The organism is Marinobacter sp. B-12 (assembly GCF_056857915.1).
In genome coordinates this window covers 274569-290503 of sequence record NZ_JBSXOB010000062.1, presented here as the reverse complement: position 1 = coordinate 290503, position 15935 = coordinate 274569, and the positions used below count along the sequence as shown (strand labels likewise).

The window sequence follows — 15935 nt, the reverse complement described above, 5'->3', positions numbered from 1 at the left end:
TGCCAGACTCTGAGACCTTAGTCTTACATTAGAGCATATCAGGCCAGAGACGCACAGGTGTACCAGGAGAGAAAGCAATATGACAGATACTTCAATCTACTACAGTCACCCGCCCGGCCTGTGGTCGCTTTACAGCAAGGCCCTACTCCCGAAAAACAAGCCATCCGGCGACGACCTACGGATACCTGGTCTGTCCGCCCGATTAATCGGCGTCAGTACGGCCAACCATAACCTGAAACGCTACCAGAGGGTATGTGGTTTCGATACACAGGCTACCTTGCCCATCACCTGGCCCCACATCCTTGCGTTTCCGTTGCATCTGAAACTGCTGACCGAAAAGGCCTTCCCGCTGCCTCTGCTCGGGCTCGTCCACCTTCGCAACAACATCACGCAGCACCGCGCAATAGGCACGGGGGAAACATTGGACATCGCCGTACGGCTGGACGATCAGAACAATACATCGAGGGGACTGGAGTTCGATCTGGTTACTGAAGCCTGGTCCGCAGGAAAGCTGGTGTGGGAGGAGACCAGCACTAATCTGTTCCGGCAGCCGGATAAAAGCAAAAAGGCCTCAGGCGGCAAACCTCCCGAACTGCCCCACTACCCGGAGACCACCGACATCAGTGCCGCGGAATCCATTGGTCGGCAATACGCAGGGGTGTCCGGTGACAGAAACCCGATACACCTTCACGCGCTGACCGCAAAGGCCTTCGGTTTCCCCCGGGCGATTGCCCATGGCATGTGGAGCAAGGCCCGAGTGCTGGCGTTGCTTGAACAGCAAAGCGGCTGGCGCCCGGACGCGATATCCGTCTCCTGCCAGTTCAAGAAGCCGCTGTTCCTTCCGGGAACCGCGCAACTCAACTGGCAGGCTGGGCAAGAGGGCTGGGACTATCAGTTACTGAACGCGTCAGGTAACGCCCCTCACCTGAGCGGCGAGATACGCTGGGAGGATTGAGGGGGAGGTTATTCTGTCGGCTCTCCGGAGCCGGCAGTGGACGTACAGGGCGAGCCCACGGCCCCAGCAGCCGGCAAGGTAAAGAAGAAACAGGCGCCACCATGCCCGGGCCTCTCAAACCCGATATCACCGCCTTGGGCCTGAATCAGGGATCGACACATGGGCAAGCCAATCCCCATGCCTTCTTCCTTGGTGGTGTAGAACGGCAGGAACAGCTTTTCTTCCGCATCGTCCTGCAAACCTACGCCATGATCGGTTACCGCCACACGGACACAACCCGTACCTGACATCGCCACGGTCACTTCGACGGGCTTTACCGACTGAGCGCTGCGGGTAGACTCCAGGGCGTTACGAATCAGGTTCAACGCAACCTGTTGTACCTGAATCGGGTCCGCTATGACATCCGGCACGTTGTCGGCCACCGAGATTTCCACACCGCCCTCATTGTTGCGGATATCCACTTCTGCGAACTGGCGGGTATCTTCCAACAGTGCCGCAATCGACAACACATCCTTTCCGGCAGCCGGCTTCTTCATAAACCGCCGGATACGGCGAATCACCTCACTGGCGCGGTGTGACTGGGCTTCGATCTTCTCCAGCGTTTCCTCGAGCAACTCGTGATCCGGCGCTTCCTTGGCCAATACGCGCTTGGCAACGCGGGCGTAGTTGGTGATGGCCGTCAACGGCTGATTAACCTCATGCGCCACACCGGCCGCCATCTCCCCCATGGTGGTCAGGCGGGAGAAGTGAGCCAGTTGCTCACGCTGTTCCTGAACCATGTGCCGTGCGTCGTCCAGGGCGAGTTCACTTTCAAGTTCCGCAGTTATGTCACGGAAGACCACCACCGCCCCATGCAGTTCATCACCATCCAGTTTCGGTGTCGCTCGATACTCCACCGGAAACGGTGAACCATCGGCACGTAACATCTCGATATCGCGCTGATTTTCTGCGACACCCCTGGTGCAGGTGGCATAGACCGGAAGCGACTCACATCCGTGGCCGGCAGTGCGGAAATGGAGATCGAAAAAACCCTGACCAATCAGCTCTTCAACAGGTCTACGCATGATCAGCGCCGCCGCCGGATTGGCGAACACGATGGTACCCCTGGCGTCGAGACCATAAATACCTTCGCTGATGGAATTGAGTATGCGGGCCTGATCGTTTTCAAGCTGGCGGTTACGGGCCTGAAGTGCCCGTTCAAGGCGGATTACCCTGGCGTGGGTTTTCACCCGGGCAATCACCTCCTGAGCCTGAAAAGGCTTGGAAATGTAGTCTGCACCTCCGAGGGCGAACCCCCGGACTTTCGCTTGCAGGTCATCCAGTGCGGATAGAAACACCACAGCGCTGTCTGACGTAACGGGGTCTGCCTTTAGGCGCTCACACACCTGATAGCCGTCGAGTTCCGGCATCATGATGTCCAGAAGGATCACTTCCGGCTGATGGCGGTGGGCAAGGTCCAGCGCTTTTTCACCATCGTTGGCAATGAGAAGGCGATAACCCTTGTCTTTCAGGGTCTCATAGAGAACCTTGAGGTTCTGCGGGTTGTCGTCAACGAGCAGAACCGTTACGTCTGTTGTCTCAAGGACAGCATCTGTCATAGAAGTACGGCCGGTTACGATGATAAATGCATGATGCCGGCCAAATCAGCGCGCGTCGATAAGGTCCTTTACGGACAGAACCATACGGACCAGGTGTGCCAGTGAATGCGTGCCCATTTTGTGCATCACCCTCGACCGGTGGATTTCAACGGTACGCTGACTGATCTCCAGTTCAATGGCAATGACCTTGTTCGCCTGCCCTGCAATCATCCGGTCCATGATTTCATGCTCCCGGGGCGTCAGGCTTTTCACGCGGCGCAGGATTTCCTGCTTCTCACCGAGGGTTTTGCGCTGCTCCTTGTCCTGCTCCAGGGCGGCCTCGATTTTCTGGAGCAGGGCCTCTTCCCGGTAAGGTTTCTGGATAAAATCGACAGCCCCCTCTTTCATGGCATCCACGGCCATGGGAACATCGCCGTGCCCCGTGACGAAGATAATTGGCAGGATGGAGTGCTTTTCATTCAGTTTCTTCTGGAGCTCCATACCATCCATGCCCGGCATGCGGATATCCAGTACGATGCAGCCGGCCATTGTTTCGGAGTAATCCTTGAGAAATGCGTTGGCATTGTCATAGGTCTTGACCGGCTTGCCATCGGATTTCAGCAGCAGTTCCAGGGAATCACGAACCGCCTCATCGTCCTCAACTACGTAGACCGTTTGCTGGGTATCAGTCATGTGCCTTGTCTCTCCTTTCAATGTCCGCCGTGGCTCTCAGTGAATCGACGGATCTTTATGGTCGTCCCGGGCATGCTCCTGGCGCTCATGCTCGCGCATTTTTTCCAGACGTTGCTGGATAATGCCAAAAACGCTCTGCTTAGGGTACCTACCTTTGTCGTCAGCCTTACCTGCCGGTTTACCGAGCAATAGCGTAATCGCCTCCTCAGCACGGCTAACCGAATGCACGGCAAACTGTCCGTTGCGAACGGCCTGAACAACCTCCTGTTCAAGCATCAGGTTCTGGACGTTGGTGGAGGGCACGATCACCCCCTGGGTACCAGTAAGCTCCCCGGTCAGCCTGCAAGTGCTGAAGTAGCCTTCAACCTTCTCGTTAACGCCACCAATGGGTTGGACCTCTCCGAACTGGTTCACCGACCCAGTGATCGCCAGGTCCTGCCTCACCGGCAGCCCCGACAACGCAGATACCAGGGCACACAATTCCGCTAGCGAGGCGCTGTCGCCATCCACTTCCCCGTAGTTCTGCTCGAAGGTCAGACTGGCTGAAAGGTGCATGGGATCGGTAACGGCGAAATGGGAGGACAGCCAGGAACTGAGAATCATCACCCCTTTGGAATGAATATTACCGCCAAGCTTGACGTCCCGCTCGATATCCATCACACCGCCATCTCCATAATAGCAGGTCGCGGTGATGCGATTGGACAAACCAAATTCAAAACCGCCGGTGGACAGCACCGAAAGCGCGTTCACTTGTCCAATGCAGGTCCCCGTTGTGGACACCAGTGTGGTGCCATCACGGATGGAGTCGTAGAACTGATCCCGAATACGACTGCTGCGGTAGCGGGCGCTCTCCAACGCCTGATCCACATGGGAGTTCTGGATCAGCTTTGCCCCCGCCTGCCTCGCCCAGTAGTCGGACTCTCTCAGCAGATTGGCGATATCCGCCGCATGCAGAGACAGCCGATCCTGGTGTTCCGCCATACGCGAACTGTGTTCAATCACACGAGCCACGGCTTTGTTACTGCAGTGCAGTAGCTTCTTCTCATTCACCAGGCTGGCGATGAACTTGGCGTACAAGAGCTGGCTCTCGTCCGTACGCATCATCTCGTTCTCGAAGTCTGCCGTTACCCGGAACAGCTCGGCAAACTCGGGGTCGTATTCCTGCAACAGCATCCAGGTTTCCCGATCGCCGAACAGCACGATTTTTACGTCCAGCGGAATCGCTTCGGGTTCCAATGAAATCGTGCCTGACAGGGTCAGCTCGCGTTCCAGCGAGTTGATCTGGATGGACTTGGACCGCAGGGCACGCTTCAGCCCGTCCCAGACAAATGGCTGCTCAAGCACCTTGATCGCATCCATTAGCAGATATCCACCGTTGGCACGGTGAATACTGCCAGGACGTATGAGCGAGAAGTCGGTAAACACCGAGCCCTTGAAGGTCACACTCTCAACATAGCCAAACAGGTTGTGGTAGGTCGGATTGTCCTCCACCACAACCGGCACTTCATCGGTTTTCTGGTGGACCAGCACATTGACCAGATAGCGCCGGGGCATTTTCTTATCCAACGACGCGTAGGCGATCGCCGCCTGCTCTTCATTGTCTTCCAGAAAGATTTCCAGGCTCTCGGACAGGTCCTTGCGAACTTCCTCGAAATACGAAACCACGTCCGGCAGTTCCCCGTACTTCTCGATCAACTCGTCAATCTGGTGGCCGGAGATGCTTTCCAGAGTCTCCTCGTTGAGCGCCTGCTGGCTTTCGGCGTATTCCTGCTCCCAATCCGCCAGTTTGCGCAGTGCCTGACGCAGCTTCTTCTCAAGTTTGTTGATGTCGTTTTCAAACTTGTCCCGTTGCGCTTCGGTCAGTGCCTGGAAGGATTCAGCGGTATGGGGCTCCTCGCCATTCATCGCCACCAGTCGATAGCCACCGGGCGTCGTAATATTCAGGCTGACCTTCTTTCGCTTGGCCTGAGCTGCCACCTTCTCCAGCTCGTCTTCCTGCTTCTTGGCGTACCCATTCTTCAGCTGTTCAGCACGTTCAAGGAAACTGTCGCTGTCGAACGTCTGGGGGATCATCTTCATCAGACGCCCCATCAGCTTTTCCATATCCTGTTTGAGCTCGGTGCCTTTACCGGCCGGCAACTGAAGGACCCGGGGAATTCGCGGCTCCTCGAAGTTGGCGACATAACACCAGTCGTGGCTCTGGTTCTCAGTGTCCACATGATGCTCCAGGTAACGGAGCATCATTGTGCGCTTGCCTAACCCGTTACGTCCCACGGCATAGACGTTGTAACCACCATGGGGCATGGCCAGGGCAAAGCGCACCGCCGCCTGGGCTCGGTTCTGGCCGACAATTTCCGCCAACGGCTCGAGCTGTCGCGTGGTCTTGAACGGTAGATCTTTTAAAACACAGGCTTTGTAGAGCTGATTCAGGGACAGTGACTTCAAGGTTCGGTCCTGTAACGGTATGAAAGCATTTTGGTATTGGCCGCTCATTGTAGAATCTGGGGCTCTCCCTGTCGCGCTCTCGCTAAAGATTTAGCCCAACTTGTCGATAAATTGATCAATCGGGCATAATGACAGAGGCCTCAATCTCAGGGCAGGACACTCATTCAATGGATATTTATCGGAATCAGTCGCAGCCGTTGACGGTGCTGGAGTCACTGCGGAAACGCAAAACCTTTACCGCACCGCAACTACAACAGGCGTCATCGACGCCGGAAAAGCCGCAGGGCGACCGACGTGTACAACCAGACCGACGCCGGGCGCAGGTGGCCTTTGAAGGGCCAGACCGCCGCAAGAAACGGTCCAGGCGCAGCCCACGATTACTGAACCCGAAAACCGGCAAGGCCGCACCCACCGAGGACCGCAGGGGGCGGCTGGTCAGCACCCAAGCCTGAATGCGTTGTCATCAGGGGCATAATTCTGATGTCTGCACACTGCGACCCCATTTTGATAACCCGGTCACAGTTCTTGGCCTGGTCATTTTTCAGCCACCCTCTCGGGTACTAGACTTCAACGTCCCGACGAAAGAACGGGCCAATAACAATCACAAGATACGCAACGGATGCCAACGTATGATGAGTGATTCCGCAGACCGCAGAATCAAGGACCGCTACCCTGCCATGTGCCTGAAGGTACAGCTGCAGGAGCGTGGCTTTTTTGGTCGGGGGAAGAATTCAACCGCTGTCACCTGCCTGGACCTGAATCGTTATGGCATGGCGGTGCTTTGCCCAAGGCCAGTGGAGTCTGGCGCTCACCTTTATATGGACTTTGCTGGCAAGTACATCCGCGAATCCCGTGTCGCCGCCCAAGTGATCAGCTGCCAGCCCTATCAGACCGGTTACCGGGTAAGCATCCAGTTCAGCTACTGTTTCGACAAAAAGGGGTATTCAAGGGCCGTTGACAACGCCCTTTCCCGCATTGAAGGCCTGTACAACCGCTACGCCAGCTAAACCTTCCTAGAACAACCCTGCATCCAGGCCGGCGGCCATATAAAGTCCCAGTTCCCGGCACTGGTCCTCGAATTCGCCCTTATATTCGCCATGACAGAGCAATGGCTCCTGCACCAGCCGCCAACGCAGACCCGTGGTGATGGAATTGATGGCACGATGGGTGCCGGTGCCGTCGAGGCCCGCGCGGATATAGAAGGTGAAGGGCAAACCCTGGGTTTTCTCAAGGCAGGGGTAGTAACTGCGATCAAAGAAATCCTTCAAAGCACCACTCATGTAGCCGAGGTTTTCAGTGGTACCAAGGATAATGGCATCGCAAGCCAAAACATCTTCCGGGCCGGCTTCCAGCGGAGGGAGCACCGTGACCTCGACATTCTCGATGTCTTCGTGCTTTGCGCCCTGCTCTACCGCCTCCCGGAGCTTGAGGGTATTCCGGGAAGGTGCATGGGCGACAACCAGCAACTTTTTCTTCGCATCCATACCACCTCCCCGATAGAGCGGGAACTAACCACAGAACTTAAAGAAGCTCACCATTCGCGTCTGCAGTTGCCTCTTCGGCTTCGGCTGCCTCTTTCTTGGCCGGCTTGGGCATCAGCTTTTCACGCACGGCTGCTTCAACCTCATTGGCAATTTCCAGATTCTCTTCCAGGAACTTGCAGGCATTGGCCTTGCCCTGGCCGATCTTGTCGCCCTTGTAGGCGTACCAGGCGCCGGACTTGTCCACGAAGCCTTCCTTCACGCCCATATCGAGCACTTCAGCCATGTGGTAGATGCCCTTGCCGTACATAATCTGGAACTCGGCCTGCTTGAACGGTGGGGAAACCTTGTTCTTGACCACTTTCACGCGGGTTTCGTTGCCCACCACTTCATCGCCTTCTTTAACGGCACCGATGCGGCGAATGTCGAGGCGAACGGATGAGTAGAACTTCAGGGCGTTGCCACCGGTGGTGGTTTCGGGGCTGCCGAACATCACACCAATTTTCATGCGGATCTGGTTGATGAAGATCAACAGACAGTTGGCGTGTTTTACATTACCGGTCAGCTTACGCAGCGCCTGGGACATCAAGCGAGCCTGGAGACCAACATGGCTGTCCCCCATCTCGCCTTCAATTTCGGCCTTGGGCGTAAGTGCTGCTACGGAGTCCACAATGATGACGTCAACGGCGTTGGAACGCACCAGCATGTCAGAGATTTCCAGCGCCTGCTCACCGGTGTCCGGCTGGGACACAAGGAGCTCATCCACGTTCACACCCAGTTTTTCGGCATAGACCGGGTCCAGGGCATGCTCTGCATCCACGAACGCACAGGTTTTTCCAGCCTTCTGGGCCTCGGCAATTACCTGCAGGGTCAGCGTGGTTTTACCGGAGCTTTCCGGGCCATAGATCTCACAGATACGACCATAAGGCAGGCCGCCTATTCCCAATGCCACATCCAGGCCCAGGGAGCCGGTGGATACCGCAGGGATCGCTTCCCTGGGCTGATCGCCCATCTTCATGACGGCGCCCTTGCCGAACTGGCGTTCGATCTGGCTCAGTGCTGCACCCAGTGCTTTCTTGCGGTTGTCTTCCATCGTTGCAAACCCTCTGTCGCCAATGCCGTTATCGGGACGGGAGCCCGGCGGCCAAAATCATGGACTGCGGAACCCGGATAACCGGACTCCTGTATATTTGAACAGTATTAAAACACAACACGGAGGCAAGACCAACCCCTCCGTCTCAGGCCTTCTCCAGAAAGCTCCTAACTCCCTGTAACACATAAAGAACCGCCTGGCGCCGAACCTGATCACGGTCGCCCTGAAACTGTTCAACCACCGCTTCGGTGTCAGCCGCAGAACGCCCCCAGGCAAACCACACCGTGCCTACCGGCTTGTCGTCACTGCCACCACCAGGGCCAGCCACGCCACTGATCGCAACAGCCACATCCGCACCCGTGGTCGCCAGGGCACCAGCAACCATTTCCCGCACCACCGGTTCGCTGACGGCGCCGTGCTCGCCGAGGGATAGCTCGGTTACACCCAGCAGCCCCCTTTTTGCATCGTTGCTGTAGGTCACGAGTCCCGCCAGAACGTAGGAAGAAGAGCCCGCGCGATCCGTCAACACCTTGGCAACCCAGCCGCCAGTGCAGCTTTCGGCGGTGGCAATCGTGAGCTCGCGTTGCTTCAACACATCAGCCAATTGCGTGCCCGCTTCCGCCAATGCCTCGTCAGTCAGTGGCATATTGATCTCCTTCGTTTCATCATGGCGGTTATTTTCTTACAATCCCTGCCTCCACATAAAGCCAATGGATCCGGAACCGTTCATGTCAGCAGCCCAGACCGATCTGTCCCACCACACCCCGATGATGAGGCAATACCTCAAGATCAAGGGCGAACACCCCAATGAACTGGTGTTCTACCGCATGGGGGACTTTTACGAGCTGTTCTACGAGGATGCCAAGAAAGCCGCCGAACTGATGGATATCACTCTGACGGCCCGGGGGCAGTCCGGGGGCAATCCGATTCCCATGGCGGGCATTCCATATCATTCCGCTGAAGGCTACATTGCACGTCTGGTTCGTGCTGGTCAATCCATCGCCATTTGCGAACAGATTGGCGACCCGGCGACCAGCAAGGGGCCGGTGGAGCGCAAAGTGGTGCGCATTGTGACACCGGGCACGCTGAGCGACGACGCGTTCCTGGAAGACCGCCGGGACAACCTTCTGGTCGCGATCTTCAGCCACCGGGAGCAGTTCGGTTTCGCCTCCCTCGACATCTCCAGCGGACGGTTTACCGTGTCTGAACTGGACGATCTCGAGGGCCTGCAGGGGGAACTCCAGCGCCTGCGACCAGCGGAGATCCTGATCAGCGAGGACTTCCCATATCAGGACATACTGAACGGCTATACCGGTATCCGCCGCCAGGGCCCATGGCTGTTTGAGTCCGACACCGCCCGCCGCGTTATTACCCAACAGCTGCAGGTCCGTGATCTGACCGGCTTTGGCTGCGAAGACCTCACGCTGGCCATCTGCGCCGCCGGTTGCCTGTTGCAGTACGCCAAAGAAACCCAGCGCACCGCCCTGCCCCACATTCGCAAACTCAGCCGCGAACGGCGCGAGGAAGCGGTCATCCTGGACGCCACCAGTCGCCGTAACCTGGAGATTGACACCAACCTGATGGGTGGCACCCAGCACACCCTGGCCTGGGTGATGGACCGGACAGCAACCGCCATGGGAGGTCGCCAATTAAGACGATGGCTTAACCGTCCCTTGCGGGACATTACCGTGGTGGAACAACGCCAGCAGGCGGTTTCAGCGCTTCTGGACGGCTTTCACTACGAGCCGGTTCACGACCTGCTGAAAAGCATCGGTGATATCGAACGGATTCTGGCCCGTGTAGCGCTGCGTTCAGCGCGCCCGAGGGATCTGGCACGGCTGCGGGATGCCTTTCTAAGTCTGCCGGATTTACAGAACGCTCTGACACCGGTCAGTTCCCACCATGTCGTCAGACTCGCCACAATCATCAGCGAGTACCCCGAATTGTCCGACTTGCTGGAACGGGCCATCATCGACAACCCGCCGGTGGTCATCCGGGATGGCGGCGTTATTCGCGAGGGTTTTGACGACGAACTGGACGAGTTGCGCAACATCAGCGAGAACGCTGGTCAGTTCCTGCTGGACGTTGAGACTCGTGAGCGTGAGCGCACCGGGATCAGCACGCTGAAAGTCGGTTACAACCGGGTGCATGGATACTACATAGAAATCACCCGCACGCAATCCGGGCAGGCACCAGTAGATTATATCCGCCGCCAGACTCTGAAAAACGCCGAACGCTTTATCACCCCGGAACTGAAAGAATTCGAAGACAAGGCCTTGAGCGCCAAGAGCCGCTCGCTGGCACGGGAGAAAGCCCTGTACGACGAGGTACTGGAAACCGTCGCCGCCGAACTGGCACCCCTGCAGGACGCTGCCCAGGCCCTGGCTGAGCTGGATGTGCTCAGCAACTTTGCCGAGCGGGCCACCAGCCTGCGCTTCAATGCCCCGGAATTCAGCGACACGCCCGGCTTCGATATCGAAGAAGGCCGCCACCCGGTGGTGGAACAGCTGTTAAGCGATCCCTACGTGCCCAATGATCTGCTGATGGACCAGCAACGGCGCATGCTGGTGATCACCGGCCCCAACATGGGCGGTAAGTCCACGTACATGCGGCAGGCAGCACTGATTGCCCTGCTGGCTTACACCGGAAGCTATGTGCCCGCCAACCGCGTGGTCATCGGGCCACTGGATCGGATTTTCACCCGCATGGGGTCTTCAGACGACATCGCCGGCGGCCGCTCAACCTTTATGGTGGAAATGACTGAGACCGCCAATATCCTCCACAACGCCACGGAATACAGCCTGGTGCTGATGGACGAGGTGGGTCGCGGCACCAGCACCTTCGACGGCCTGTCCCTGGCCTGGGCGACAGCGGAACACCTGGCCAAACACATTCGCTGCTATACCCTGTTTGCCACTCACTATTTCGAGCTTACGCAACTGGCCGACGATCTTGAGCACGCCGTCAACGTTCACCTGACTGCCACGGAGCACGACGACACCATTGTGTTCCTGCACAACGTTCATGACGGCCCGGCCAGCCAGAGTTATGGTTTGCAGGTCGCAAAACTGGCAGGCGTGCCTCAGGACGTGATTCGCAATGCCAGGGAGCAGTTGTCCCACCTTGAAGGCGGTGCCGCGCCTACAAGGCCGGCAGCCGATCATACCGCCATGGCACCGGCTGAGCCTGAAAAACAGCCGCGCTCCGCCCGTGTTAGCGAGCCGGTTATGCAGGCAGACATGTTCGCCAGCCTGGAGCCCAGCAAAGTGGAAGAATGCCTTGCTGACCTGGATGTGGATGGACTAACCCCGAGGGATGCCCTGAACCGACTATACGAATTGAAAGAACTGCTGGGGAAATAGCGGAACCCAGCGGCAGAATTGATCTGTGTAATAACGATAGTACGTCTCAGCGCTTGCGACAGGGCAGGCCGCTCAATACAATATCGCGCAATTATTATTACACTGATGAGATTGACTACTGGACCAGGAAACTGACTATGACGTTTGTCGTTACTGATAACTGCATCAAGTGCAAATACACGGACTGCGTGGAAGTATGCCCGGTTGACTGCTTCTACGAAGGCCCGAACTTTCTGGTAATCGATCCGGACGAGTGCATCGATTGCGCCCTGTGTGAGCCGGAGTGCCCTGCTGAGGCGATTTTCTCGGAAGACGAGCTGCCTGCGGATCAGGTCCAGTTTGTGGAACTCAACGCCGACCTGGCTGGCAAGTGGCCTAACATCACCGAGAAGAAAGACCCGCTGCCAGAGGCCGAAGAGTGGGATGGCAAGCCAGACAAGCTGCAGTACCTCGAAAAGTAATAGCAGCTTTCGGCGCATTGCGATCAAAAAAAGGGGAGCCTCGGCTCCCCTTTTTCATACATCACCACTTTACTGTGTCGCCAGTTTGGCCCCGATAGCCACGAAGAAACCGCCAGTCAACGCGTTCAGCATGCGCTTTACACCCTGCCCCACGCCAAGTCCGCGGGATTTGACCACCACCAGCGCCAGCCCACATTGCCAGGCCATCGCCAGCACAAAATGAACCGCCGCAAGGAACAGCGATTGCTGGAATGCGTTCCCGGCAGGATCAATAAACTGGGGGAGCAACGCCATATAGAACAGCGCCGTTTTCGGGTTCAGCACGTTGGACAGCAGGCCTTCATGAAACGCCACCCAGGTTGATACCGGCTTCACCAATGCGTGCTCGGCGTTGGATATCGACGCCCCATCAGCGTTTGCGGGCGTGCGGGCCATGGCCTGACGCAGCGAACTCAGCCCCAGCCATATCAGGTAGCAGGCACCTGCCCATTTGACTGCGGTAAACGCCCAGGCCGTCTCCACCAGCAACACCGAAATACCCAGAGCGGACAGGGTGGCGTGGATAAACAACCCACAGCAGATACCCACACTGGTGACACAGCCGTCCCGCAAACCGTGATTCAATCCACCCCGCCCGGCGTTCCGCATAACCAGCAGGGTATCCACCCCCGGCGTAATAGTCAGTAACGAGATAGCCACCAGATAGGCCCAGAACAGCTCCATTGGTACCAGCATTGCTAAACATCCCACGCGAACGCAGGAGTGCTCAGTTCTCCTGCTGCAAAAGTTTTTTCGCCGCGGCCGACTTATAGAATGACGCAAGACGACGACGGATCAAGGCTTCAAGATAACCCTCCTCCCGCAGCACGTCTATCACAGGAAGTGCGTAGGCATCCACCTCCGCCATGACCACATCCCGATCAACCCCAACGGTGCCCAGCAGCTCAATCACCGGTCTGTCGCCATAAAGGGTGAACAGATGCTCCACTACCGCCCTGGTGCAGCCCTCGAAATATTTGGTCTGGCGGAATTGCAGCCAGAACTCGTATCCCAGCACCACAAACTCCTGCAGCTGCACATCTCCCAGGCCCTCATGCAGCTCCTCGATGGTGCGATCTTCCAGGGAGACCCACGCCGCCATCACACTGTCACGCAGTTCCTCGTCCGACAGCGCTTTGTTCAGGAACTGTTCGCTCCGGCTGATCAGCCCCGGCAGACTGTCCGCCAGCCAGGCCTTGAAACGACGTTCGAACGTTTCGTCCAGGCCTGGCACCGCCCTGTTCGCCATGCGTTTGCCAAACTTCATCATCGAGCCGACACCGGGAACGCTCTTGGTGATCAGGTTGTCTTCATAGAGATAATTCACCACACCCTGATACACCACATTGGAAACCAGCTCCTGGTAAACAGGGTGAGCCATGATTTCGCTGATCACCCGCTCGCGTTGCTGACGAAGCTCAAGGGCTTCTTCCAGAAACCCGGTGGCCTGCTCCCGGGTGATGATATCCCGCAACCGGGACGTGCGCTGGACCGGTGCGTTCAATACTTCCGTGGCCATTTCGGCCGCCAGTTCCGGTATGCCGGCATCCAGTTCCATGTTGATCACAACGCGCTGGATCACACCCATGACCTGTTCCGCCGAAGTCAGCCGGTTCAGAGTGATGGACCCGGCATAGTCAAACAGCTCATCTACTTCGGTTTCGAGAAAACGCCGCAACTTGGCCCCTTTCAGGGACGCCAGTTCGTGTTTTACGTGTTGCTCGAGCAAGGCATTGGCGAGATCTGTTTTACCTTTGGTCATAATCAGGGTCCGGTGCTGTCTGGAATTGGGCTTCTGGAATCAAAACGACACGAGGCTAACACGAAGCCCGACCGGCTGCGTTCGCCGCAGATACAGCCATTGGTGTGCGAGCGGGCCAAGAAGCGGGAGGCGCTTCGTGAACGCCCGGTATTCCCGGCTACTGGAAGTCGCTGAATTCGTGGGGTTCCGCGGCCAGCGCCAGGCACAGACTGCCGGGGCCGATGTAAATGCTGCTGGTAATGCCCATCTGGGAGAGCAACAGCTCAACACCGTTTTTCTCGCAGGCGTCACGCAGGCGGTTCAAACCAGGAAGATCCTCGATTTCTGTCCAGGTCAGTCCGCAGGAAAGGCTGACATAAGGCGTCAACAGACCTGCCTCGACCCTCGCGGTGGCGTAATTCATCACTTTTTCCACTGCCATGTCAAAACTCCGGGTTTTGGCAGCGGGTTGCCCTTCAGCGCCCTGACCAAAAATGACCGGGGTGATATTCAGTGCCTTACCGAGAAACGCCACCAGGGCCGACACGCTCTTGTCGCCGCGCCGTCTTGCACGCTCGCGAATGTAGTGTAAATCCCGGGGGATCACGCAGGTATAGATTTTGTCGGTAAACGTGTCGACTTCATTGCGTAAGGCGTTTTTCGAAAGCTTCTGCTCAATCAGGCGAAGGGTGTGGGCCGCCAGCAGCCCCTGGCCGGCAAAGATCTGCTTGCTGTCGATCACCCGCATGGCGAACTTGCCCTCACGCCCTGCGGCGTGACGGGCCTCATGGTAGTGCCCCATCACACTGTTCATGGCTTCCGTGGCGTTCTGGAAAATCAGGCTGCGAGAGCGGGTCACCGTCTCACAGATGGCGATGTCAAATTCAGTGACAATTTTCTCCATGAACAGGTCGTGGATCTGTTCGGCGGAGAAGGCGTGGGTTTCGGCGTGATGGCCCTTCTGCAACAGGCCGCTCTGATAGAATTCCTGGGTCCTGACCGGATCGTGCTCGTCGATGTAGGTCTGACCATCAATAACGGCGGTGACAGGTAGCACAAACAGATCGTGCTTGCGACTGAACTCATAGGGCAGATCACATGCAGAATCAACGATAAGACCAACGCGCATGGGGCCTCCAGCTATGGGAAGCTATTCCAGCCGGTCGCTTCCCTTCATTTTATTCTCATTGTTATTCGCAGCGCCCAGTCTTACACAAAGCAATCAACATTTCAGCACCTTGCTAGCGAGCTGATGGCTTCAGTTCGAGTTCATTGAGGTTTTTCTCGATCAGTTCACGGTTATCCTGTTGCCACGGATGAAATCCCTTGCGGAAATAGGCAAGGAAGTCCGGCATGCACTTGCGCAATACCCCCGGTTTACCCCATAGAAAGTTAATACCACCTATCCAGGTACCCATGTTCCATAACTTGCCGTCGGTTTTCAGCAGGCTGCAGGTGTTCAGGAAGGTGTACTTGAAGAAGTTCCAGGTCACAAACAGGAATACAACCCGGCGAAGACGCTCATTGCCAACGCAGTGTCGATAGACGTCGAAAGCCACCGACTTGTGCTCCGTCTCCTCGATGGCGTGCCAGCGCCACAGCTTTTCCATGTCCGGTGTGGCCCCTTCCATCCATTCCGGATGACGGAGAATGGCATTTGCCAGCACCGCCGTATAATGCTCTGCTCCGCAAGTTCCGGCCAGCTGTCGACTGGGCGGCAGCTTGCCCACCCATGCCATGTGCCGGCGGAATCGCTCATCAATGGCATCGATGTTGTACCCACGAGCCTTCAACGCTTCATTGTAGTGCTTGTGTTCCCGGCTATGTAGCGCTTCCTGGCCAATGAAGCCGCGAATCTCTTCCTTCAGTTTGGGGTCGTCCACCTTGTCCCGGTAAAGACGAACGGCATTGATAAACTGCTGCTCACCATCGGGGAACTGGAGCGAGAGTGCGTTGAAAAACGCCGTGCGGAACGCGTCATTGCCGTGCCACAAGGTTTTGAGGTCGTCGGCGATATCGAAATGAAGGTGTCGGGGTGTAACCGAAACGCCTTCGGGAGTGGAACTGATGGTCATGACTGCCTCCGGT

Annotated in this window: 15 protein-coding genes; 5 read left to right on the top strand and 10 right to left on the bottom strand. The window is 57.1% G+C overall.

Annotated elements, in window-relative coordinates:
• The first annotated feature begins 79 nt into the window (after positions 1-79).
• Complete coding sequence (locus tag AC13D2_RS17600; RefSeq protein WP_482938953.1) at positions 80-955, top strand: MaoC family dehydratase; 876 nt, start codon at positions 80-82, stop codon at positions 953-955.
• An 8-nt stretch (positions 956-963) separates the two neighbouring features.
• On the opposite strand, the gene AC13D2_RS17595 is transcribed toward AC13D2_RS17600, so the two are convergent.
• From AC13D2_RS17595 to AC13D2_RS17585, 3 genes are read right to left on the bottom strand one after another with little or no spacing between them, the layout of a single operon-like run.
• Entirely contained in the window at positions 964-2553 is a 1590-nt protein-coding gene (locus AC13D2_RS17595) for an ATP-binding response regulator (RefSeq protein ID WP_300498725.1), read from the bottom strand.
• Between the two features lie 45 nt (positions 2554-2598).
• Positions 2599-3225 (bottom strand): response regulator FixJ, encoded by a 627-nt coding sequence (fixJ, locus tag AC13D2_RS17590; RefSeq protein WP_292048581.1) that lies wholly within the window; start codon positions 3223-3225, stop codon positions 2599-2601.
• Between the two features lie 36 nt (positions 3226-3261).
• Positions 3262-5670, bottom strand: a complete 2409-nt coding sequence (locus tag AC13D2_RS17585; RefSeq protein WP_300498727.1) for a Lon protease family protein — start codon at positions 5668-5670, stop codon at positions 3262-3264.
• A gap of 167 nt (positions 5671-5837) precedes the next feature.
• On the opposite strand from AC13D2_RS17585, the gene AC13D2_RS17580 reads away from it, so the two are divergent.
• Both AC13D2_RS17580 and AC13D2_RS17575 read left to right on the top strand, forming a co-directional pair.
• Positions 5838-6122: a hypothetical protein gene (locus AC13D2_RS17580; protein WP_300498729.1), complete on the top strand. Its 285-nt coding sequence runs from the start codon at positions 5838-5840 to the stop codon at positions 6120-6122.
• Positions 6123-6299: 177 nt separating this feature from the next.
• Entirely contained in the window at positions 6300-6677 is a 378-nt protein-coding gene (locus AC13D2_RS17575; protein ID WP_300498731.1) for a PilZ domain-containing protein, read from the top strand.
• Positions 6678-6683: 6 nt separating this feature from the next.
• On the opposite strand, the gene AC13D2_RS17570 is transcribed toward AC13D2_RS17575, so the two are convergent.
• The 3 genes from AC13D2_RS17570 to AC13D2_RS17560 all read right to left on the bottom strand — a co-directional run bounded on the left by AC13D2_RS17570 (position 6684) and on the right by AC13D2_RS17560 (position 8890).
• On the bottom strand, positions 6684-7154 hold the full coding sequence (locus AC13D2_RS17570) for a flavodoxin family protein (RefSeq protein WP_300498733.1): 471 nt from the start codon (positions 7152-7154) through the stop codon (positions 6684-6686).
• 37 nt (positions 7155-7191) lie between these two features.
• Positions 7192-8244 carry a recombinase RecA gene (gene recA, locus AC13D2_RS17565; RefSeq protein WP_482938952.1) on the bottom strand — a complete coding sequence of 351 codons (1053 nt, stop codon included), beginning with the start codon at positions 8242-8244 and terminating at the stop codon, positions 7192-7194.
• Positions 8245-8389: 145 nt separating this feature from the next.
• A complete protein-coding gene (locus AC13D2_RS17560; protein WP_292048292.1) occupies positions 8390-8890 on the bottom strand; it encodes a CinA family protein in 501 nt (166 codons plus the stop codon).
• Positions 8891-8972: 82 nt separating this feature from the next.
• On the opposite strand from AC13D2_RS17560, the gene mutS reads away from it, so the two are divergent.
• Together mutS and fdxA are read left to right on the top strand one after the other, a co-directional pair.
• Positions 8973-11606, top strand: coding sequence for a DNA mismatch repair protein MutS (gene mutS, locus AC13D2_RS17555; RefSeq protein WP_300500352.1), 2634 nt, complete (start codon positions 8973-8975; stop codon positions 11604-11606).
• A 137-nt stretch (positions 11607-11743) separates the two neighbouring features.
• Positions 11744-12067: a ferredoxin FdxA gene (gene fdxA / locus AC13D2_RS17550; protein WP_007151871.1), complete on the top strand. Its 324-nt coding sequence runs from the start codon at positions 11744-11746 to the stop codon at positions 12065-12067.
• Positions 12068-12136: 69 nt separating this feature from the next.
• Here fdxA and AC13D2_RS17545 read toward each other — a convergent pair whose 3' ends face one another.
• The 4 genes from AC13D2_RS17545 to AC13D2_RS17530 all read right to left on the bottom strand — a co-directional run bounded on the left by AC13D2_RS17545 (position 12137) and on the right by AC13D2_RS17530 (position 15922).
• Positions 12137-12802, bottom strand: coding sequence for a LysE family translocator (locus AC13D2_RS17545; RefSeq protein WP_300499175.1), 666 nt, complete (start codon positions 12800-12802; stop codon positions 12137-12139).
• 31 nt (positions 12803-12833) lie between these two features.
• Positions 12834-13868: a hypothetical protein gene (locus AC13D2_RS17540; RefSeq protein WP_300499172.1), complete on the bottom strand. Its 1035-nt coding sequence runs from the start codon at positions 13866-13868 to the stop codon at positions 12834-12836.
• A 157-nt stretch (positions 13869-14025) separates the two neighbouring features.
• A complete protein-coding gene (locus AC13D2_RS17535; RefSeq protein WP_292048296.1) occupies positions 14026-14976 on the bottom strand; it encodes a DegV family protein in 951 nt (316 codons plus the stop codon).
• Positions 14977-15088: 112 nt separating this feature from the next.
• Entirely contained in the window at positions 15089-15922 is an 834-nt protein-coding gene (locus AC13D2_RS17530; protein WP_420390850.1) for a metal-dependent hydrolase, read from the bottom strand.
• Positions 15923-15935: the final 13 nt, after the last annotated feature.